Raw genomic sequence first — 21,778 nt, 5'->3', positions numbered from 1 at the left:
TTATCATCCCGGAAACAGGCTTTTCAGATGCTGGCAGGCATCTTCGTAACTGCTGCGTTCGAACATGCCTTGCTGCAAGAAGATTTCCATTTGCGGATACAAAGCAATGGCCTTATCCAATAATGGATCACTTCCGGCGGCATAGGCTCCTACACTGACTAAATCACGGTTACGTTGGAAGCTTGCAAGTAATTGTTTAAATTGGCGAACTTTGCTGTAGTGGTTCTCATCTATCAGTGAGGTCATGGCGCGGCTGATAGAAGCTTCAATATCAATAGCGGGGTAGTGGCCCGATTCAGCCAGGCGGCGCGATAGCACCACATGCCCATCAAGAATGGCACGAGCAGAGTCGGCGATCGGGTCTTGCTGATCATCACCCTCGGTCAATACCGTATAAAATGCGGTGATCGAACCACCACCGGACACGCCATTACCGGCACGCTCAACCAGCGCCGGTAATTTAGCGAATACCGACGGCGGATAACCTTTGGTCGCCGGAGGCTCACCGATAGCCAGTGCGATTTCACGTTGCGCCATGGCATAGCGCGTTAGGGAGTCCATGATAAGCAGGACATGCTGGCCACGGTCGCGAAAATCCTCTGCAATACGGGTGGCATAAGCTGCCCCTTGCATACGTAGCAATGGCGATACGTCAGCCGGAGCGGCAATAACCACTGAGCGGGCACGCCCTTCGGCACCTAAAATGTTCTCAATAAAATCTTTGACTTCACGGCCACGTTCACCTATCAAGCCAACGACTATGACATCTGCTTGGGTGTAGCGAGCCATCATGCCTAACAACACACTTTTCCCCACCCCAGAGCCAGCGAATAGGCCCATACGCTGCCCACGACCAACGGTCAGTAGGGCATTAATGGTGCGAACGCCAACATCCAATACCTGTTCGATCGCGGTACGTTGTAATGGGTTGATCGGGGGAGTGATAAGCGGGGCGCGATAGCCGGTTTCAGGGGCGGGTAAGCCATCAAGTGGCTTGGCGCTGCCATCTAACACACGCCCCAGTAATTCTGGGCCGAGTGGTAACTGTTTACTGGCAGAAGCTCCACCGGTGGTGATGCGCGCATAAACCCGGGCACCGGGCACAATCCCTTCTACTTCTTCCAATGGCATCAGGAACAAGCGCTGGCCGTTAAAGCCGACCACTTCGCTCTCAACTTCTTGTACTTCGCCATTATCGTGGCGCTCAATCAGACAGGTGGCCCCCAGTGGCAGTTGCAAGCCAGTGGCTTCCAGCACCAGACCAGTGGCGCGCGTTAATCGCCCGTAACGTCGAATGGTCGTTGATTGGCTAATACGCTCTTCGAATTTATCCATCGAAGCCAGCCAACGACCGAGGCGCGCAGTCATCATAATTCTCCCGGTGCTGCCAGACGGCATAATTCGTGCCAGCGCGTCGCCAGGCTGGCATCTAAATCACCTTCTTCAGCGCTGACTTTGCAGCCACCCGGGTGAATTTGGCTATCACCCAACAAACGCCAGCCATGCAGACTTAAGGTAGAGCCTAAGCGCTGCTCAACTACAGCGAGATCATTAGGATTGACGCGCAATTGCGGTTTACCGGCAAACATCGGCTCTTGCTGAATCATTTGCTGAATTTGTGCCAGCAACGCGGTGCCATCACAAATGGCCGGTTGACCCAGAATCTGTTTGGCTGCGGCCAATGCCATTTGCATTAGCCGTGAGGCAATGACACTGTCCAGCGCATCAAGGGTATTTTGGAAATCGCTGACCAAGGTTTGCCAGTGTGCTGTAATGGGTGCTAACTGTTTCTCAGCATCTGCCAGCGCTTGCTGATGACCCTCTTCCAAACCGGTTTGATAACCTTTATCCAGGCCTTCTTGTAGCCCTTTGGCAAATCCTTGCTGGCGACCCTGCTTCTCGGCTTCGAGTTGCAGGTTCATCAGCATCTGCTGTTCATCACCTTTTGTTGGTTCGCCGTCCTCTCTGGGCTCATCAGTAAATAGCATACTGATATCCGGCGGCGCAGTGGCCGCGCTAGGCTCAGGTTGGCTGGCAAAGTCATTCAGTGACCAGGGTTGCCAGGGCAGGGTATTAATCCTATCAGACATAGATATCCTCGCCGCCGCCGATGACTATCTCGCCGCTTTCAGCCAAACGACGGACGATAAGCAAGATGGCTTTCTGTTCGTTTTCGACCAGAGACATGCGTACCGGCCCACGGGTGGCCAGATCGTCGCGTAGAATTTCTGCGGCTCGCAGCGACATGTTGCTGAGGAAGCGCTCGCGCAGCGCCTGATCGGCACCTTTCAAGGCAATCAGTAGCGACTCGTTGTCGACCTCTTGCAGTAAACGCTGGATGCTGCGGTCGTCGACACTGACCAGATTCTCGAACAGGAACATTTCGTCGATAATTTTCTGTGCCAGCTCACCGTCGTATTCGCGTACCGCGTCCATAACCGTTTCTTCCTGCTGGCTTTTCATCAGGTTGATAATCTCAGCCGCGGTGCGGATACCGCCCATTTTGCTACGTTTGAGATTTTGACCATCGAGCAGGTTGTTCAGCACTTCGGTCAATTCAGCCAATGCTGTTGGCTGAACGCCGCCGAAGGTGGCGATACGCAACATGACATCGTTACGCAGACGCTCGTCGAATAGCGCCAGGATATCGGCCGCTTGAGCGCGTTTCAGATGAACCAAAATAGTGGCGATAATCTGCGGATGTTCGTCGCGGATCAGATCGGCCGCCATCTGCGGTTCCATAAAGTTGAGGGTTTCCATGCCACTGGTGGTTTCGCGTGACTCCAGAATGTCTTCTAACAGACTGGAAGCGCGTTCTTCCCCCAATGCTTTTATCAGCACGGTGCGCAGGTAATCGCTAGCATTCACACTCAGTGCGGCATATTGCTCAGCATCGTCTTCAAACTCAGCCAATACATCAACCAACTGTTGGTGAGAAACCTGACGCATACTCGCCATGGTGGTACTGAGTTGTTGAACTTCGCGCGAGGAAAGGTGCTTAAACACCTCGGCGGCATGGTCTTCACCCAGAGTCATCAGCATGATGGCGCTTTTTTCAGTTCCGGTCAGGCTCATTGGTCATTACTCATCCATTGACGGATAACCAGCGCGACAATACGTGGGTCTTTATCCGCTAGTTCGCGTATACGCTGGGCCTGAACTTCAGCACTCACTCGCTGCTGATTTTTCTTACGCAGGGCCAGCTCTTCTTTAGTTTGTTTCGCTGCTTCAGTGGTTTGTGCCGCCTGGACAATGTTATTGACCGACGCCGCTGCTTTATCTGCTACTTGTTTCTTAGCAATCAATGGGCGCACCAGTTTGCGCCATAAGATCCACGCCACCAGTAAGATGAGCAAGTAGCGACCAATATTCAGCAACTGATCAAAGAACGACTGCTGTTGCCAGAACGGCAAGTTACTGCCGCTGGCATCATCAGTGGCATTAAACGGTGTGTTCACCACATTTAATGTGTCACCGCGAACTGTGGAGAAGCCCATGGCCTCGCGCGTTAGCGATTCCACCTGTGCCAACTGATCTTTGCTCAGTGCGATAGGTTTGCCTGCTTTATCGCTGCCGTAATTAACAACCACTGCAACGGAGAGACGCTGTACCATGCCAGCTTGTTGCTGAGTATGGCGAATAGTACGGTCAACTTCGAAGTTGGTAGTTTGGTCGTGACGACTATTACTGGATGTCGCGGTCTGTCTGGCTGCGGTTGCTGGACGATTGGCTGCAGTCGCGGCATTCGCCGTTGTGCCAGCACCAGCCGCAGGGGTTGTCTGAGGTACTTCAATCGGTGCGACCGGTGTTGCGGATGGTTGGTTGGACAACGCGCCAGGAACGCCCCCGACATTGGTCCCACCCAGTTGTTCGCTGGTACTGACTTGCTGAGAGCGCACCGCACCTTGGTTAGCAGCCTGATTTGGTTTGTACTCTTCGTCAGTTTGCTCACGACTGGCAAAATCAACTTGTGCGGTCACTTGCGCATGAACATTACCGTTGCCCACCATCGGTGCAAGGATAGTTTCAATGCGGCGTTGGAAGCGGTTCTCAACTTCATTGGTAAATTTGAGTTGCGCAGCATTTAAATCGCGTCCGGCGCTATCTGATTGCGTCAACAGACGACCGGTTTGATCGACGACGGTAACGTTGGCCGGCGGTAAGCCCGCTACACTACTGGAAACCATATAGACGATGGCATTGATTTGACCATCGTCAAGTGCGCGACCAGGTTGCAGGGCCAAGGTGACAGAGGCAGTTGGGGATTTTTGCTCACGGACAAACAATGACGGTTTCGGCATAGCTAAATGCACCCGCACATTTAATACCGGGCCAAGCGTGCCAATCGTTCGTGCCAATTCGCCTTCCAACGCCCGCTGGTAGTTAACTTGTTCGCTAAATTGGCTGATGCCAAATTTTTCCTGATCCAATAGTTCGAAGCCTACTGTACCACCTTTCGGTAAACCTTGTTGAGCCAGTCGCAGGCGGGTTTCATGCACTTTATCTGCCGGGATCAACAATGCTCCGCCATTATCAGCGAAGCGATAGGGAATATTCAGTTGCGTCAACTGCGTGACGATATCACCACCGTCACGATCATTCAGGTTGCTATAAAGAACGCGATAATCCGGGCTTTTAGCCCATAACATCAGCGCGACAATAATAGCGACGGCCGCAGCCGCAGCAATCAGCAATGGGATTTTTGGATTCGCGCGTAGGCGTGCCAGTGTCGTCGTAAAGGTGTTCTCACGATTTTCACCGCCAGTTATCGAGGCATTCATACACGTCCTTGGCCAAGCTGAATAACGTTTGAGTTAGTATTTTTTATATAACTAATGTGTTGGAACAAAACAGACTCCCAAATGCTGTGAGCGATAACGCATCAATAGCTGATATCCCCTTTTATCGGCATGTCATTATTTGCTTTAAGTGGAAATTCGATGGCTCAATAAGCTGGTATTTTTGTATCTATTTAGCCGCTTTAGCTCAAAAATGATGTGTTAGGGTGTGATCCTGAAAAAAGTGATACCTGCTTGATGGCAAGCAAGCGCAATAACTTATCGATTTGCCATGCAGTTATTGACCAACTGAAGCATTCTGGGGATGAGTATGTCTGTTCAAGGTATCGAAGGGGTTTTACAGCAGTTGCAAGTCACTGCATTGCAAGCATCAGGTTCAGCAAAAACGCTGCCCGCAGAGGCTGGCTTTGCAAGTGAATTAAAAGCCGCTATCGGGAAAATCAGTGAAAATCAGCAAACAGCCCGTACGCTGGCGCAGAATTTTGAATTAGGTGTGCCCGGTGTCGGCATAAATGATGTGATGGTGAATATGCAGAAATCATCTGTATCTTTGCAGCTCGGTATTCAAGTACGTAATAAGCTAGTAGCGGCTTATCAAGATGTCATGAATATGGGTGTCTAAACTTCATGTGACAACGCCCATAAATAAAGAGATGCAGTTGTGCCATAAGGTGTGTAGCGACGGCGATAGCGTTCAAAACGTTCACGAGGTAGCGTTTTGTGGTGATATAGATTCATCATGCCGCGGCGGATTGCCAAATCACCCCAACTGAGTACGTCAGGGCGAGAAAGTGAAGAAATAAGCAGCATTTCTGCCGTCCAGATACCAATACCATTCAGGCTGGAAAGCTGGGTAATGATCTCATTATCCGGTAACAGAGAAATAGCCGATAAATCCAGTGCTCCATCAAGTACTGCATTCGCTGCATCTTTAATATATCCGGCTTTGCGCATCGTCATTCCACAGCCCTGAATAGATTCTATCGGTGCTGCTGCAATAGTTATCGGTGTTACCGCGCCGACTAATGTCACCAGACGCGCATTAACGGTGAGTGCCGCTTTAACGGAAATTTGCTGATCAACAATGTTTCTGATGAGTGCAGCAAATAGATCTGGTGATAATGGGCGGGCAATCATTCCTAATCGCTCGATAGCTGCCGCCATCTTTTTATCTCGTCGCTTAAGATGATTAATCTCTGTTTCACCATAGCTGTAGAACACGTATTTGCTCCCAACATTGCCGATTATAAAATGATTTGATTGAGCATAACCTTAACGCCCATCGATGACTCTGTATTTCTTGCTAACTAAGTGCTCTATGCCAGTACTATATTTTGATGGTCAATTTTTTGCAGTATTACTGAAATATCCACATCATCGATTTTGTCTGTCTCCAAGTGGGCAATGGCATATTCATACCAAATTCCAGACTCCAGGAATAAAATAAACAGATCTCTATCAAGGTGATTTTCATTCACCATGTTTAACATAATATTGAGCGCTTCAGATAATAATTTTCCTGGTTTATAAGGGCGATCTGCTGCTGTTAACGCTTCAAATACATCAGCGATAGCCATCATTCGAACTGGAATACTCATCTGTTTATAAGTGAGTTGATAGGGATATCCCTTACCATCCATACGCTCATGGTGACCACCGGCAATAGAGGGAACATTCGCCATGGTGCGCGGGAAGGGGAGTTTCTTGAGCATGACAATAGTCTGCATGATGTGCTCATTTATTTTATAACGATCCTCTTCGGTCAAGGTACCACGCCGAATACTCAGGTTGTAAATCTCACCACGGTTATAAAGTAAAGTTGGTTCTGGTAGTTTGAAATCATAATATTCTGGGCGTTTGTTTTTATTATCGCGGTAGATAAGATGATCTTGTTTATCTGCCAGTAAGGGTTCCTGTACTGGTAATGGGGTTGCCGGTTGCCGGGCTTTGCGCGCGCGTTCTTCCTGAGCAATACCGGCGTTATCATCTAATGTACGAGTCCAGTGATATCCGGCAATTTGTTGAATACGCGCGATCGCTTCATCAGACATAAATTCACCACCGACATTGCAGTGGGCAATAAAGTAAAAATCATCATCCAATTGGCGTAATTCCGCTGCCAGCACTTGTTGATCAGTTTCATTGGCGTTAACCGCGGCATGTCGACGTAAGAAGTCGATCTCTTTTTCACGTTTTATGACTTCAAATCTCATGCGTATCTCATGAATACGATCGTAGATTAATTCCAGTTTTGTCGACTTATCCACCACAAACTCAGGTGTTGTTATCTTGCCACAGTCATGTAGCCAGCATGCCGTATGCAGTTCTTCCCACTCATTCTCAGATAAATTAAAGTTAGCGAAAGGTCCTTCTTTGATATTCACAGCGGCTCTGGCAAGCATTTTAGTGATTTCAGGGACTCGCTGGCAGTGGCCGCCGGTATAAGCACTCTTGGCATCGATAGCGCCTGCAATAAGCTCAATAAATGCGTTGAGCAGGTTTTTTTGCTCTTGTAATAATTTTTGGGTCTCTACGGAAACAGATAAACTACCGACTAGCGCATTAACTAATTGAATTTTAGAACGCTCACGCTTAGTATTTAATTGATAAGGATTAAATAGCAATAAAAAACCTAAGAGTTGTTTATCGTGAGTTTTCATGGGCACAGCAACAAACCGCAAGGGTAAATAAGGCTGCAATAAGTCTTGTAATTGACTGAATATGTTTTCTTTATTTAGCGTTCCGGCAATGGTTTTTCCCTCAAGAACGGGCTGGAAAGTGATGAAGTTATCTTCTTGTATCCTTAATGAGGACATTTCAGATACTGGGATATTCTCACCATTCCAACGAAATGCTGTCGGTGTGAAATGGCCTTCTTGTTTATCTGCTAGGAATATAATGCCGCCGGTCATCGCGGCGATCTCAGTTGTTTCACTTAATAACCCCTGCATCTGGCGGAAGAAGTTATTTTCCGCCGTCAGCATATTGCCCATTGAAATAAATTGCTTCAGTGTCGATTTCATTTTTGACATTGATTTGTGCAGTTCATCGACTTCTTCAATCATAGAATGTTCAGACTCGCGCTCTTCGAAATGCAAATTACTGATGGAATCAGCATCCTGGCGGAGGCGAATCAGTGGATTGGATATCTTCCGAGAGAAGTACCACACCAACGGCAAACTGAGCATTAATAGGATAAAAGCGATAAGGGTTGTGCGATTCCGAATAGAGTTTGCATCGGCAGTCAAATAACTGGCTGGCGTCGCAATAACTAGCTGATATTTATTTCCACTGTTATCAATATCGATAATGGATCCGTACCAGTGCTTGCCTTGCGCTTCAAACATGATGCTGCTTTCATTGTTATTGGCCTGTTGGTTGTTGCTCTCAAGGCTATTTTCGTGGGTATCGAGCAATGTCTTTAATACCAGGGCTTGCTTATCCACATGAGTAGGACTTGCTGATAAATCTTTAGATTTAGGCAAGCTTGCTATAACCTCACCGTGAGAATTTATAATAATAGCCTGGCTATCAGGTGGTAGATTCTGCCTTATTAAAAACTGCGATAACGAGGCAAAGGAAACATCCAATCCAATTATTGCCTGATTATTTTCAGACCGGCGACTATAAGTAAAACCCGCCTCACCGGTCCCCTTGAAAATATAAATAGGTGATGTAATAAGACCAGGGTTGGTTGATGCCAAAATAAACCAATCCCGCTTTCTGGGGTCATAGTTATCATTATCTCTGGGCATAACGGCAATAATTTGCTGCTGTTTGTTCAGATAAATAAACTGTTTTTCCGGCAAACTATCGAGGAATCGATTACTTTGGATCATCCACTCGGCCCCCGCTGGGGCGTGAAATAGTTTACGGTTAGCGTCGGTCAGACGCCGCAACATAAATAAATCGCCATTAGAATAGGCACTATATACTGCACTGGCATAATCATTCTGTTTCAGTATTTCAATAAACTTACCGACAAAATTTATGCGCTGCTCAAGTGTTGATAACTCTGTAATTTGCATACTGGCAAGAATGTTGACAGACATCATCATGGGCCGTGTTACCGCATCCAATTCTGCCGCGATTGCCTCACCCGTTTTTTGATACTGCCTATTGGTGCTGATTTCAGTCAATTTAGTTAGTTGGCTATGACTGAAAATGATAATGACTGTACCGATTGAAACAATCAATAGAGTGAAGAGTACCGCAATCTGGATATGCAATGGATAGCGGCTTTTTAGTCCGAGCGAGTTACTGGGCATCATTGCGATCCTGATAGGATGTTATTTAATCACTTTAATCATAGGATGCCCTTGCAGAAGTGACATATTCCTCTTTGTTTCAGTGGCTTATATTTATTTATATGATTATAAAGACTTTTGTCTATGGTAAGGCTGTATTACTGGAGGAAAAAACTGGAGGTAGCCTAAAAAATAATGCTTTAGTGTGTAGAATATCTAAAAGCAGTATTTAGCAGTCCGGATGATCATGAGCAAAAAGATGAGGGGATGCAACGGGTTGTATAGCGGGAAGGTAGGTAAATCCTGGCAAAAATGATCAAAGAATAGAGTTTTAACAGACTCATTTAGGTCTTAAATTAGGTTTAAATAACGCTGAAAGTTCACTGGAGGGGGATCAGTATCCATAGGTTGCAAGCGATGATGCCCACGTATGGCTGTAGGGGCAAATCCAAAACGTTTACGAAAACGTTCTGCGAATCGTGATGCACTTTCATAACCAACTTGACTGGCGATTAATGAAATTGGCCAATCAGTACCTTGCAATAAACGTAAAGCGCTGGTCATACGGACATCAATCATCAAATCACGTAAGAGTATATTTTCGGATGCTAATTTTCGTCGCAACACCACTTCGCTCATTGCCATATGTTCGGCAACTTCAGCGGCTGACCATATTTTATGTGGGTCAATTGACAGGCAGCGTCGTACCTTTTCACTTAATAAATGATCATCATTAAGTCTAAACTTAACACCGCGCTGAGCTAACCAAAGTAATAACTCCAACATACGGTGCCTAACGATAGTGCGAGGAATATCGCCTACATCGGATATTGCTTTAAATGTATTACCAAAAGTATTAATAAATTCAGGTGCCAAATCACGCACAGGCATAACCCCAGGAATAACTCCGAGGCCAGCAGAAGCAGGATGATTAGCAAATGTTGTTATCAAACGCGGATCGCAGCGAAGTTGGTGGCTAAAAAATAGCCCTTCAGTAGATAGTCCATTAATTATGTCAATTGTTTGACCACTACTGACGGCGACTATTTCACCCTGACGGACGATGCACTCTTGATTATCCCAGCGAATAACTTTATGCCCACGATTAACCATAATGAGCAAAGGATGCTCAATATAGACAGAGGTAAGGAGTAGCTCTGTATGTTGAATAACATGTGCCGAGCTACCCACACCGGGGCAAAATTTAATTGTACGTTCCATCGATATTCATTTCACAATTTTGGCCTGAGAATATCTTTACGCTTTGAATGGCAGACTAGCAACTTATTTTAATAGAAAATTTACCATCACTGACTATTTTAGCGAAAAGCTATGGAGTGAGAATAATAGTCAATCAGACATAGGAAATTGTTACCATCAATAAATTCATTTGTTAAAAATAATAACAATTTGCATTGATTGCTATTTTAATAATTGTAGTCGCAAGCGATAATTCAGTGATAAACACTATTTTATGACCATGCTATCGGTAGATTACTGCGTTTCGCCTAATAGCAAAGCATGGTCAGGGAATTGGCCGTACGTATTATTTACCGCCTGTTGTTTGGTAGATTGCCCAACTAACTCACTTAATGCATCAAGGCGTAGTTGCAATAAACGTTTAATCTCAATTTCATTATCCAAAATAGCTCTTAGCTTCTCCCGTAATAAATCTTGTAGCATTAGCGATGAGCATGAAGAAATAGTGATAGTAGCGGTACTTTCAATAGCTTTGAGATAAGCCATTTCCAGATCAACCAGCGCATCCCAATTGCCCTCTGTCGCCAGCACTAACATTTGCTCGCTGAGGGTCAGGATTTGTTGATATTCAGACAAAAGGTGCTGGTGACGTTCCATTAAATGGGGTCCTAATCAGGTTGATAATTGGGGCCAATCTGCCGCCAGGCATCTGCAATATTGTCGAGCAAAGCGAGCACTTCGGTAATTGCCTGTTCGTCATTATGCAAGTTGGCATGCAGCAAGCGCCGCGACATATAGTCATATAAAGCTGACAAATTTTGTGCCAGCTCACCACCTTTTTCCATATCAAGGCCTGCACTCAGCCCATTATCAATAATGTTAATGGCTTTAGAAAGTGCAGCACCTTTGGCTGGAATATCTCCCTGATTCATCAATATGCGTGCACGAACCAGGGCGCTTTGCGCCCCGTCGAATAACATCACGATCAATTGATGGGGGCTGGCACTCATCACTCCACTTTCCAATCCTACCTGAGCGTAGGCCTGACTCCCTGAACGATTGTACATAATCTATCCTTTACGAAGAGAATTGCCGAGTTAAAAAGTTGCCGGTATTGGTTAATGAACTCACCAATTTATCCAATTGGGTAAATTGTGCCTTATAGCGTTCAATAGTGGCGTTAATGCTATCAGTAGTTGATGTTACCTGTTTTTCTAATGATTTTAGCGACTTGTTTATTCCGTCTGTGGCTGTTTTCAATGAGCCTTTAGTCGAATCTAGCGCGGTATTTAACAGATTATCCATTTGAGTTGCGAAACCTGTTTTTTTACCGTCACCGACAAAAAATGTGGTCACGCTATTAGGTTGCTCAGACAAGGCTTTATCAAGTTTTTTGGAGTCAATGACTAATTTTCCATCAAGATCTTGAGTAATACCCATTGCAGCTAGAGTTTTAACTTCTCCCCCTTGCGCTGAGGCTAATTGACTTTTTAACTGAGTCTGAATACTGCGCAGTGTACCATCACCCACTAACGCACCATTGCTAGTTGATTGATCTTTACCCGGTTCAACAGCGGTATATTTAGTTAAAGAGGCAAACGTCGTTTGTAATGAGTTATAAGAATCTACAAATGTTTGAATTGCGGCTTTGGTTGCTGTGGAGTCACGCGTAATGGTCAGTTGTTCCGGTTCATCTTTCTTGGTGACTGCTTTTAAGGTTAAGGTCACACCTTGTGGGGCATCTGTAATGGTGTTGCTTTGACGGGTAATCGCCACACCATTAACTGTTAGTGCGGCATCTTCTGCTTTCACTTTCTGTGTCATTGCACCGCTGCCACCGGTACTGCTCGGTGTGTAATTCAGGAGGTTATTTAAGGTGTCATCACCACTGACACTCACGGTCATTTCTGACTTGGTACCTGTTTCTTTTGATGTCAGCGCCAGATAATAGGTATTATCGTCCGCTTTCATAATACTGGCAGTAACGCTACCTTCTTGTTTATTAATCGCATCACGAATACCGGTTAAAGAGGTCTGTTCGCTGGTTAGCTTAACTTCCAACGGTTTGGTTTGACCTGGCTGTTTAATCGTTATGGTGCGGCTATCGTTGCTATTACCCAGTTTATCAGTAGCGTTGGGTACATCCGCAGAAAGCAGTGACTGCGCTTTAGCCAGATTGGTCACTTCCACAGTGTAATTTCCTGCAGTAGCGCCACTACCCGTTGTTGCTGCAAATGCAGTATTGGTGCTGGTAACAGAGGTGGTAGCCAATGTGTCTGCTTTTTTTAGCGCTGCTGATGCTGTTTCTAATTTTGCCAATGCGCTTTGTAATACACCGTAAGCGGTGAGTTTACCTTTATAGCTAGTCTGCTGGTTGGTTAGCGGAGTTAATCGAGTCTGCTCCGAAGCACTTAGCTTATCCAGTAAAGTGCCTAGCTCCATATTTGAACCGATACCTAATGAGCTGATACTTGCCATTTCTAATCCTTAATATTCAAGTGTCGTTGCAGAGGTTATCGGCCAAAGATTCAAAAAGTTTACACATAGAATAGAATTTATGATTGCAGAATAACGGGGGATAACAGGGGGCTATTTGCGCTATTGAATAGAGTGCTAACTAAATAGGCATTAGATAATAATTTTCAGGGAAAATAAAAATTATTTGGCGGAATGTCTAAAGGTTCCTTAAAGAGCGCCGATACAAGTTGTGACGGTGATGAAGCCGTGGGCAGTAAGCCCAAACCATAACCCAACAGCATTTAAGGAATATCACTATGGCGGTAATTAACACTAACACCCTGTCTCTGACGACTCAGAACAACATGAATAAATCACAGTCCTCTTTAGGCACCGCCATTGAGCGTTTGTCTTCTGGTCTGCGTATTAACAGTGCAAAAGACGATGCTGCTGGTCAGGCAATTGCTAACCGTTTCACTTCTAATATCAAAGGCTTGACTCAGGCTTCTCGTAACGCAAATGACGGTATCTCTCTGGCGCAAACCACTGAAGGTGCGTTGGGCGAAATCAACAATAACTTACAACGTGTTCGTGAGCTGAGTGTTCAGGCTGCAACGGGTTCTAACTCATCTTCTGACCTGAAATCAATCCAGGACGAAATTCAACAACGTCTGGACGAAATCGACCGTGTATCTGATCAAACTCAGTTCAACGGCGTGAAAGTTCTGGCTGGTAACAGCAGCATGAAAGTGCAGGTTGGCGCTAACGATGGCGAAACCATCAGCATCAATCTGGAAAAAATCGACTCAAAAAGCCTGGGTCTACAAGGTTTCAACGTTGATGGTGCGAAACAAGCCTCTGTTAACGATCTGACTTCCCAGTTCAAAGCTACCGGTACTAACAACTTTGATGTTGGTGGTGTGGCTTATAATACCGATATTAATAGCGGTGCAGTGACTAAAGCTGGTGCAGCACAATATATCGATGCGGGTACCGGTGCATTCTCTGGCACTTCAACTGCGGCTAATACCGCATCTACTGTTTACACTGCAACAGCCAAAGCTGGTACTGAAGCTTCTTCTATCGCTGCAGCTTCTGTTGGTAAAGCAACGGGTGATAAATTCACAGCCCAAGGTATGGAATTTACCGTTAAGACTGCGGCTGACGCGAGTGGTAACGGTGTTTACAGTGCTACAGTTGATGGTAAAAGCGTTGATTTCACCATTACAGCCAGTACCGCAGCTGCCGGTACTGCTGCCGAAGTGAAAACTTCTAGCGCTTTGTTCACCTCTGTTGTTGGTGGTGGTTTAACCACAAAAGCGGCTGAAAATAACCGTGCTGCAACCTTGGCTGACCTGGATTTACAAGGCGCAACTAAAACTGGTAGTACTCTGACAGTTAACGGCACCGCTTATACCGCTAACGCTAAAGGTGATCAAATCACTGATGGTGCTGGCAAAGTAATGTTTATGTCTCGTACTGCTAACGGCACGACTACCTTGATCAACGAAGATGCAGCGGCATCTCAGAAATCAACTGATAACCAACTGGCGACTGTTGATAAAGCGCTGGCACAAGTTGATGCATTGCGTAGTGGGTTGGGTGCGGCACAAAACCGTTTTGACTCTGCTATCACTAACTTGGGTAACACCATCAACAACCTGACTTCAGCACGTAGCCGTATCCAGGATGCTGACTACTCTACTGAAGTCTCTAACATGAGCCGTGCAAATATTCTGCAACAAGCAGGGACTTCTGTTCTGGCCCAGGCAAACCAGGTTCCACAAACTGTATTGTCTCTGCTGCGTTAATTTCTTAGCAACACAGCATTATTCAACCCCGCCTTTTCTGCGGGGTTTTTATATCGCGATAGAAATTTCACGCTAAGGAAATGATCGACAGAGTTATTTCCTTAGCGCATGAGTTCAAATCGGGCGCTAATGATTTATTTTCAGGGATTTTTTACCGCTATTTAGCGCTCTTTTTTTGCAATCCTTGCAATAGGTTAACAGTAAAAGTAGTGGGCATAAGTCAAATAGCCGCCTTTTTATAGGCCTATTCAGACGATTGCCTGACTGACCGGACAGGATAATGGTACGACTCTCTTACCCTTAGGTGCCTGTCTAGTGAGCGATCTGTATACCGCCGAAGGCGTGATGGACAAGAATTCCCTCTGGCAACGCTATGTTCCTCTGGTTCGACATGAGGCATTGCGTTTGCAGGTGCGCCTGCCGGCCAGTGTAGAATTGGATGATTTATTGCAGGCTGGGGGGATTGGTCTGCTGAATGCTGTTGAGCGTTATGACGCTTTACAAGGAACCGCATTTACCACTTATGCGGTACAGCGTATACGTGGCGCGATGTTGGATGAACTGCGCAGCCGAGATTGGGCGCCACGTAGTGTACGGCGCAATGCACGCGAAGTAGCCAGTGCTATGCAAAAGGTTGAACAACGGCTCGGACGTCCAGCGACCGAGCAGGAAGTTGCGCAAAATCTTGATATTGATTTGACTGAGTACCGCCAGATCTTGTTGGACACCAACAACAGCCAGCTTTTTTCCTATGACGAGTGGCGGGAAGAGCATGGCGAAAGCGTCGAACCCATGCTGGAAGGGCATGAAGACGCTAATCCGCTACAGCATTTATTGGAAGGAAATCTGCGCCAACGTGTTATTGAAGCGATCGAGGCTTTGCCGGAACGTGAAAAAATGGTGTTGACGCTGTATTACCAGGAAGAGCTGAACCTGAAAGAAATCGGGGCCGTGCTGGAAGTGGGGGAATCTCGCGTCAGCCAGCTTCATAGCCAGGCGATAAAACGTTTACGCGCCCGCCTGAATAACGACTCATAATTCATTTTCGCTCAGTGATATCACAGTGTTTAACTTTATTAATGCAGGTCTTCTTATGCCAGGACTTCAGTTAAAAAAGCGGCCGCTGAGCCGTTATTTAAAAGATTATAAGCACGGCCAAACTCATTGCTCACATTGTCATAAACAACTTGATCGTATGGCGTTGGTTTTCCGCGGACAAATTATCAATAAAGAAGCGATTGCTGGTATGGATCAGCCTATTGATGACCAAGTCTGGTCAAAACTTCAGCATGAATTAACCGCATTGTGCCGTTTTTGCAGTGAGATATATTGCAACAGCACGCCGGGTTATTTCGATATTATGGCGTTCAAGCAGTATTTATTTGAGCAAACTGAAATGAGTCATAGTACGGTTCGCGAATATGTTGTGCGGTTACGTCGGTTGGATGAAATGCTGGTTGCGACCAATTACCCGGCAGAGAAATTTGCCAGTGAAACTATGCATCAGCGCATTATTGATGAACTACCAAATGCAGCACATAACAATTACCGTATTGCTTTGCGTAAGTATGATCAATATTTGGCATGGCAAAAGAACTACTAATGTTTATGACGAGGTGTTTTCACTTGAGAGAACTCTGTGGTTTTCATTGAGAACACTTCTAAGATAAAGCAAAACGATTACATCATTACCTTCAGTGATTCCGCGCCCGGTAAGGTTCTCCTTAGCCGGGCTTTTTATTATCCTCTATATTTACCTGCGCTATCGCTTGCCTGCATCTATAATAAAATCAGTGATTATTGATGTCACTTCTGATAAATCTATGTTTTCCCTCCGTACTTGAGCAGGGATGTTAGCGACGTTTACTGACCTGAGCTACCGACTTGAGTCAGTCGGGGTTAGTTTGCTTCTGCCTATCTGCAAATCGAATGACTTGGATAATCGTTGCAGTAACTCATTAATTTTCTGGAGGGCCCGTGACGCTTCAACACAAACTGGCGCAATTTCCGCGTCTGGATTTAGTCGGTAATGCCACGCCATTAGAGAAACTGTCCCGTCTTTCTGACTATTTGGGACGCGAAATCTATATTAAACGTGATGATGTCACACCCTTGGCACTTGGCGGCAATAAGCTGCGTAAATTGGAGTTTTTGGCCGCTGATGCATTGCGGTTGGGAGCGGATACTTTGGTTACCGCAGGAGCGATTCAATCTAATCATGTGCGCCAAACAGCGGCTGTTGCCGCAAAATTGGGCTTACATTGTGTTGCATTACTTGAGAATCCTATCGGCACCACACGGGAAAATTATCTGACCAATGGCAATCGATTGCTATTAGATTTGTTTAATGTTGATGTGGTGATGTGCGATGGATTATTTGATCCCAGCCAGCAATTGGCTGAGTTGGCAACTCGCATCGAGGCACAGGGCTTTCGCCCTTATGTCGTGCCTGTTGGTGGGTCTAATGCTCTAGGGGCTTTGGGATATGTGCAATGCGCATTGGAAATTGCAGCTCAATCGGCCGGAAATGTCACCTTTAGCTCGGTGGTTGTGGCTTCAGGCAGTGCAGGTACGCATGCGGGGTTAGCTGTTGGTTTACAACAACTATTTGTAGCTATCGTTATTATTTTATATTTCTTTATTTCATTAGCAACACTGATAAAGTGTTGAATATCAAAAAATAAACATGACAGTTGGAGTATTTATGGGTTTTTCAATTGTACGTCGTCGGGTTGTTCTGGGCATGATGGCAGTTGCACTGGCAACAGGCCTCAATATGAAGTCGTATGCTGCGGGTGACCTGTTAGATCAAGTCAAAGAGCGAGGAATCCTGGTTGTCGGGTTGGAAGGAACTTATCCACCGTTCAGTTTCCAGGGCGAAGATGGCAAGCTCACTGGGTTCGAAGTGGATTTCGCTAATGCATTGGCAGAACATATGGGCGTTAAAGCAAAAATCACTCCAACAAAGTGGGATGGTATGCTGGCCTCACTGGAATCTAAGCGTATCGATGTGGCGATTAACCAAGTCACTATTTCAGATGAGCGCAAGAAAAAATATGATTTTTCCACGCCTTATACAGTATCCGGTATTCAGGTTTTGACCAAAAAAGGCAATGAAGGCAAGTTCAGCAAACCTGAAGATTTGGTGGGTAAGAAAGTGGGTGTAGGTCTGGGCAGTAACTATGAGCAATGGTTACGTAACAATCTGAAAGGTGTTGATATTCGCACCTATGATGATGACCCAACTAAATATCAAGACCTTCGTGTCGGTCGTACTGATGCCATTTTAGTTGACCGCTTAGCCGCATTGGATTTGGTCAAGAAAACCAACGATACCCTAGCCGTTGCTGGCCCGGCATTTGCCCGTCAGGAGTCAGGTGTGGCAGTGCGTAAAAATAATCCTGAGCTGTTGGTAGCGATCAATCAAGCTATCGCTGAAATGCAAAAAGATGGCACATTGGCCAAAATTTCAGAAAAATATTTTGGCGCGGACGTAACTAAATAATGCAAGAAAGTATTCAACTGGTTCTGGATTCAGCACCATTCTTATTGAAGGGGGCCTGGTTTACCCTCCAGCTCAGTCTGGGGGGGATGTTTTTTGGTCTGGCATTAGGTTTTATGTTAGCCATGATGCGGTTATCCCGATTCTTGCCTCTTTCACTTCTCTCTCGTTTTTACGTTTCTATTTTCCGGGGTACGCCGTTAATTGCTCAACTGTTTATGATTTATTATGGTTTGCCGCAATTCGGGATTGAGCTGGATCCTATGCCAGCAGCCTTAATCGGCTTATCGCTGAATACGGCAGCTTATACCTCAGAAACATTGCGTGCGGCGATTTCATCGATCGAGAAAGGGCAGTGGGAAGCCGCCGCCAGTATCGGCATGACGCGTTGGCAAACTCTCTACCGGGTGATATTACCGCAAGCAGGCCGTACCGCACTCCCTCCGTTGGGCAACAGTTTTATCGGTTTGGTCAAAGACACCTCTCTGGCTGCGACTATTCAGGTTCCCGAGCTTTTCCGCCAAGCGCAATTGGTGACTTCTCGCACCTTGGAAGTTTTTACTATGTATCTGGCGGCCTCACTGATTTATTGGATCATGGCGACCCTGTTATCAGCATTACAAAATCGTCTGGAAGCCCATGTTAATCGTCAGGATCAGGAGTAGCCATGAGTACCATCGACATTAAAGAGCTGACCAAACAGTTTAAAGGTCAACAGGTACTGCATGGTATCTCGCTTGAAGTGAACAGCGGCGAAGTGGTTGCGATAATCGGGCCAAGTGGTTCAGGTAAAACAACACTGTTACGCAGCATTAATCTGCTTGAGACGCCTGACTCTGGAATTATTCGAGTCGGTGATATAGAGATTGATGGCAGTATTCCTATAAATAAGCAGCAACGGCAAGTTCGTGCGCTACGACAAAAGGTCGGCTTTGTGTTCCAGAGCTTCAATTTATTTCCTCATCGCTCGGTGTTGGAAAATATCATTGAAGGGCCGGTTATTGTTAAGGATGAAAAACGGTCAGAGGCTGTAAAACGTGCTCGTGAGCTGTTGGCGAAAGTCGGCTTAAGTGGCAAGGAGAATGCCTATCCCCGCCGTTTATCCGGTGGTCAACAACAGCGTGTGGCTATCGCGCGGGCACTTGCTATGCAACCTCAGGTTATTCTATTTGATGAGCCGACATCTGCATTAGATCCTGAGCTAGTGGGTGAAGTGTTAAATACTATTCGCGCATTGGCTGAGGAAAAACGGACGATGATTATCGTCACTCATGAAATGAGTTTTGCTCGTGATGTGGCAGACCGGGCTATCTTTATGGATCACGGCAGGATTGTGGAACAAGGCCCGGCGAAAGAACTGTTTGCACATCCGCAGCATGAACGTACCCGGCAATTCCTGGATAAGTTTTTGAATAATCACTGATCACGCTATTCCAGCTAATTGTGAAATGTCATTGTGGGGGCAATCATGTGGCCCCCATTTTGTTTTTTCCATTATTCATAATAGAAAGAGAATTACGGCTAGAATTTCTTATAATTATGTGGTTGATTATATTTATACGAATGGCGGTTCTTTTCTTAAAATTTTATCAATAACATTTAACACGCCTGAATCATTATTCGAGTCGGCCCGATACTTCGCTATAGCTTTAATACGATCAGGCGCATTCGCCATCGCAAATCCAAACCCAGCATATTGCAACATCTCAACATCATTGCCACCATCACCAAAAGTCACGACTTCTTCATCTTTTACTCCCCATATATCTTGGAGTAATTTAATACCATTAGCCTTATGTACACCGGGAATGATCAAGTCAACGGAACCATGACCACTGGACACTGGGGTTACAATACCGCCCAATTCAGCCTCAATAAATGTCATAAAGTCAGCCAATTTTTCATCGGGCAAACTGATTGCGAACTTGAATGCGGGCTCCTCAACTTGACTGAAATTATCAATAATTTTAAGCCGATGATAATATTTGCTCATGGTGGTAAAGAAAGCGTTATCTGATGAACTGAGCATACAAGCCCCATTCTTTCCACAAACGATAATGTCAAGATGAGGTACTGGTAATATTGTTTTTAGAACTTTTTCACAGTTTTCACCTGATAGTGCTCCGCAAAAAATTTCTGTATTTTCATTGCTAACGTAGGCACCATTTTCGGCGACAAATGCGATTTCATCAGCGATGTCGGGAAAAAATGAGATGAGCTGGTAATATTGGTTACCACTGGCAACAACAAATTTTATTCCATTGTCTTTTAATTGTGCATATTGAGCACTAAATCGTTTTCTATCAAAATCCATCTGATCGTTAAGAAAGGTTCCATCCATATCAACAGCAACGATTTTAATATTCATTTTGTTTCCCTCTTTAAAATATTGAAGATAGTCGTTTGATAGAAAATATCTTAGTGTTATTTATCTAAAAAAAAGCTAGCAAAATTTTGCTAGCTGGTAAATTTACCATACTCAGTCACAATTGTTATCTTTAGATAAGTCTTTGCAAATAAGTTTACGCTGCATTAATTTTTTGATGCGGTTATTCCTCATTGATATATTTCAGCTTAAATGCCCCAATCCCAATAATAAGGAATGTCAGTGCTATAATGGCGAATGCAGTATAAAGATCAGTTAAGTGAGCAATAAAGCCAATCAGCGCTGGCCCGCCCAGGACACCGAAGTAACCTAGTATTGCAACCATTGCAACGGACATATTGACCGGCATCACTGTTTCCTGGCCGTCCAGGGTTATCAGTACCGGAACAATATTTGCGGCCCCAACTCCGACTAGCGCGAAACCAAGTAATGTGAATTTCCAGTCGGGGATAATGACCACAACCGCATAACCGATCATGGCAATGATACTACTGAGAACCAGTACGCGTTTACGCCCCAAAAAGCTGACAACTTTATCTCCAGTGAAACGCATGATTGACATCGTTCCACCAAAAATTGCGAATCCCCAACCTGCATGTGTTATATCAAGGCCCCTATCATGAGTGAGAAAAACGCCGCTCCAATCTAATACTGCACCTTCAGCCATAAAACAAATCATGCACATCAATGCCATCAACACGAGCCGGAAATTGGGTCTTGGTTTTGTTATTGCTTGCTCAGTAGGTTCTTTATGATCCCCAAAGGGAATTAATTCATTGAAAACTGTCACAGTAATAATAGCGATTACTGCAATGGCAATGAATGTCACGGAGAGAGGCATCAAACTAAGCGTAAATAATATTGCACCACCACCGGCTCCTGCGATCGAACCAACACTGAACAAACAATGAAAACCTGACATGAGTGGTTTATCAGATGATTGTTCAACCAGTGAGCCTTGGACATTGACCGCAACATCAGCCAAGCCGATTCCGGCTCCAAAGAAAAACAGGCATAAAGCCATCAAAGGGAATTGACCAATGACTGCCAGAGTAGGCAGGAATATACAGGTTAGGGCGATACCTAATAATATAATATTTCTACAACCAAAACGGCCGATGAGTTTCCCGGAGAACAGCATGGCAAGCAGAGAGCCAGTTCCTAAGCAAAGCAACAGTAATCCTAACGAACCGGCATCAAAATTTAGACGATTTTGTGCATAGGGTACTAGCGAAGCCCAGAGGCCCATTGCAAATCCTGCGACAAAGAATATTGCCCGTGTAGCGGAGCGTTTAGCATAAGTATCCAGAGTGGTATCGAGTGTAGAGCTAGACATTCAGTAGTTACCTTTCTCTGGTTAGTGGTCGCGAAATCGA

19 protein-coding genes and 1 pseudogene are annotated in these 21,778 nt (G+C 45.4%); 8 read left to right on the top strand and 12 right to left on the bottom strand.

The features are described from left to right. Positions 1-3: 3 nt before the first annotated feature. Genes fliI through fliF form a run of 4 tightly spaced genes read right to left on the bottom strand, consistent with a single transcriptional unit; the run spans position 4 to position 4,781 of the window. Positions 4-1,368 (bottom strand): flagellar protein export ATPase FliI, encoded by a 1,365-nt coding sequence (fliI, locus tag ACF3VQ_RS12190; protein ID WP_392435559.1) that lies wholly within the window; start codon positions 1,366-1,368, stop codon positions 4-6. Then, a complete protein-coding gene (gene fliH / locus ACF3VQ_RS12185) occupies positions 1,368-2,090 on the bottom strand; it encodes a flagellar assembly protein FliH (RefSeq protein ID WP_392431149.1) in 723 nt (240 codons plus the stop codon). Before fliH ends, fliI begins: the two co-directional genes overlap by 1 nt. Beyond that, complete coding sequence (gene fliG, locus ACF3VQ_RS12180) at positions 2,083-3,075, bottom strand: flagellar motor switch protein FliG (protein ID WP_392431148.1); 993 nt, start codon at positions 3,073-3,075, stop codon at positions 2,083-2,085. Before fliG ends, fliH begins: the two co-directional genes overlap by 8 nt. Further along, complete coding sequence (fliF, locus tag ACF3VQ_RS12175) at positions 3,072-4,781, bottom strand: flagellar basal-body MS-ring/collar protein FliF (RefSeq protein WP_392431147.1); 1,710 nt, start codon at positions 4,779-4,781, stop codon at positions 3,072-3,074. The genes fliG and fliF overlap by 4 nt, the downstream gene beginning before the upstream one ends. Before the next feature lie 328 nt (positions 4,782-5,109). On the opposite strand from fliF, the gene fliE reads away from it, so the two are divergent. Then, positions 5,110-5,421 carry a flagellar hook-basal body complex protein FliE gene (gene fliE, locus ACF3VQ_RS12170; RefSeq protein WP_005160376.1) on the top strand — a complete coding sequence of 104 codons (312 nt, stop codon included), beginning with the start codon at positions 5,110-5,112 and terminating at the stop codon, positions 5,419-5,421. Here fliE and ACF3VQ_RS12165 read toward each other — a convergent pair. From ACF3VQ_RS12165 to fliD, 6 genes are all read right to left on the bottom strand, one after another. After that, the gene (locus ACF3VQ_RS12165; RefSeq protein WP_392431144.1) at positions 5,418-6,020 is read right to left on the bottom strand and encodes a DNA-3-methyladenine glycosylase family protein; all 603 of its coding nucleotides are present in this window, start codon (positions 6,018-6,020) and stop codon (positions 5,418-5,420) included. The genes fliE and ACF3VQ_RS12165 overlap by 4 nt on opposite strands. Before the next feature lie 95 nt (positions 6,021-6,115). Further along, entirely contained in the window at positions 6,116-9,067 is a 2,952-nt protein-coding gene (locus ACF3VQ_RS12160) for an HD domain-containing phosphohydrolase (protein ID WP_392435557.1), read from the bottom strand. Between the two features lie 330 nt (positions 9,068-9,397). After that, positions 9,398-10,267, bottom strand: coding sequence for a helix-turn-helix transcriptional regulator (locus tag ACF3VQ_RS12155; RefSeq protein WP_392431143.1), 870 nt, complete (start codon positions 10,265-10,267; stop codon positions 9,398-9,400). Between the two features lie 273 nt (positions 10,268-10,540). Continuing rightward, positions 10,541-10,903 carry a flagella biosynthesis regulatory protein FliT gene (gene fliT, locus ACF3VQ_RS12150; protein WP_392431141.1) on the bottom strand — a complete coding sequence of 121 codons (363 nt, stop codon included), beginning with the start codon at positions 10,901-10,903 and terminating at the stop codon, positions 10,541-10,543. A gap of 11 nt (positions 10,904-10,914) precedes the next feature. Further along, positions 10,915-11,313, bottom strand: a complete 399-nt coding sequence (gene fliS / locus ACF3VQ_RS12145) for a flagellar export chaperone FliS (RefSeq protein WP_392431139.1) — start codon at positions 11,311-11,313, stop codon at positions 10,915-10,917. A gap of 10 nt (positions 11,314-11,323) precedes the next feature. Next, positions 11,324-12,724: a flagellar filament capping protein FliD gene (gene fliD / locus ACF3VQ_RS12140; RefSeq protein ID WP_392431137.1), complete on the bottom strand. Its 1,401-nt coding sequence runs from the start codon at positions 12,722-12,724 to the stop codon at positions 11,324-11,326. 296 nt (positions 12,725-13,020) lie between these two features. Between fliD and ACF3VQ_RS12135 the strand changes: the two genes are divergently transcribed. The 7 genes and pseudogenes from ACF3VQ_RS12135 (at position 13,021) to tcyN (ending at position 19,439) form a co-directional block, all read left to right on the top strand. Beyond that, complete coding sequence (locus ACF3VQ_RS12135) at positions 13,021-14,514, top strand: flagellin (protein WP_392431135.1); 1,494 nt, start codon at positions 13,021-13,023, stop codon at positions 14,512-14,514. A 315-nt stretch (positions 14,515-14,829) separates the two neighbouring features. Further along, the gene (locus ACF3VQ_RS12130; protein WP_005160341.1) at positions 14,830-15,552 is read left to right on the top strand and encodes an RNA polymerase sigma factor FliA; all 723 of its coding nucleotides are present in this window, start codon (positions 14,830-14,832) and stop codon (positions 15,550-15,552) included. 55 nt (positions 15,553-15,607) lie between these two features. Continuing rightward, entirely contained in the window at positions 15,608-16,117 is a 510-nt protein-coding gene (gene fliZ, locus ACF3VQ_RS12125) for a flagella biosynthesis regulatory protein FliZ (protein ID WP_005160338.1), read from the top strand. Between the two features lie 374 nt (positions 16,118-16,491). Further along, positions 16,492-17,121: pseudogene (locus ACF3VQ_RS12120) on the top strand (D-cysteine desulfhydrase family protein); the annotation flags it as partial. Between the two features lie 97 nt (positions 17,122-17,218). Further along, positions 17,219-18,019: a cystine ABC transporter substrate-binding protein gene (tcyJ, locus tag ACF3VQ_RS12115; RefSeq protein ID WP_392431134.1), complete on the top strand. Its 801-nt coding sequence runs from the start codon at positions 17,219-17,221 to the stop codon at positions 18,017-18,019. Beyond that, the gene (gene tcyL, locus ACF3VQ_RS12110) at positions 18,019-18,681 is read left to right on the top strand and encodes a cystine ABC transporter permease (protein ID WP_005160319.1); all 663 of its coding nucleotides are present in this window, start codon (positions 18,019-18,021) and stop codon (positions 18,679-18,681) included. The genes tcyJ and tcyL overlap by 1 nt, the downstream gene beginning before the upstream one ends. 2 nt (positions 18,682-18,683) lie before the next feature. Beyond that, entirely contained in the window at positions 18,684-19,439 is a 756-nt protein-coding gene (gene tcyN / locus ACF3VQ_RS12105) for an L-cystine ABC transporter ATP-binding protein TcyN (RefSeq protein ID WP_392431131.1), read from the top strand. Positions 19,440-19,571: 132 nt separating this feature from the next. On the opposite strand, the gene ACF3VQ_RS12100 is transcribed toward tcyN, so the two are convergent. Continuing rightward, complete coding sequence (locus tag ACF3VQ_RS12100) at positions 19,572-20,384, bottom strand: Cof-type HAD-IIB family hydrolase (protein ID WP_392431129.1); 813 nt, start codon at positions 20,382-20,384, stop codon at positions 19,572-19,574. Positions 20,385-20,565: 181 nt separating this feature from the next. Beyond that, a complete protein-coding gene (locus tag ACF3VQ_RS12095) occupies positions 20,566-21,738 on the bottom strand; it encodes an MFS transporter (RefSeq protein WP_392431127.1) in 1,173 nt (390 codons plus the stop codon). Positions 21,739-21,778 lie beyond the last annotated feature (40 nt).

This window comes from Yersinia fenwicki, assembly GCF_043099325.1.
Classification (GTDB): Bacteria; Pseudomonadota; Gammaproteobacteria; order Enterobacterales; family Enterobacteriaceae; genus Yersinia.
The sequence above is the reverse complement of the archived record's forward strand: the minus strand, read 5'-3'. Positions and strand labels throughout refer to the sequence as shown.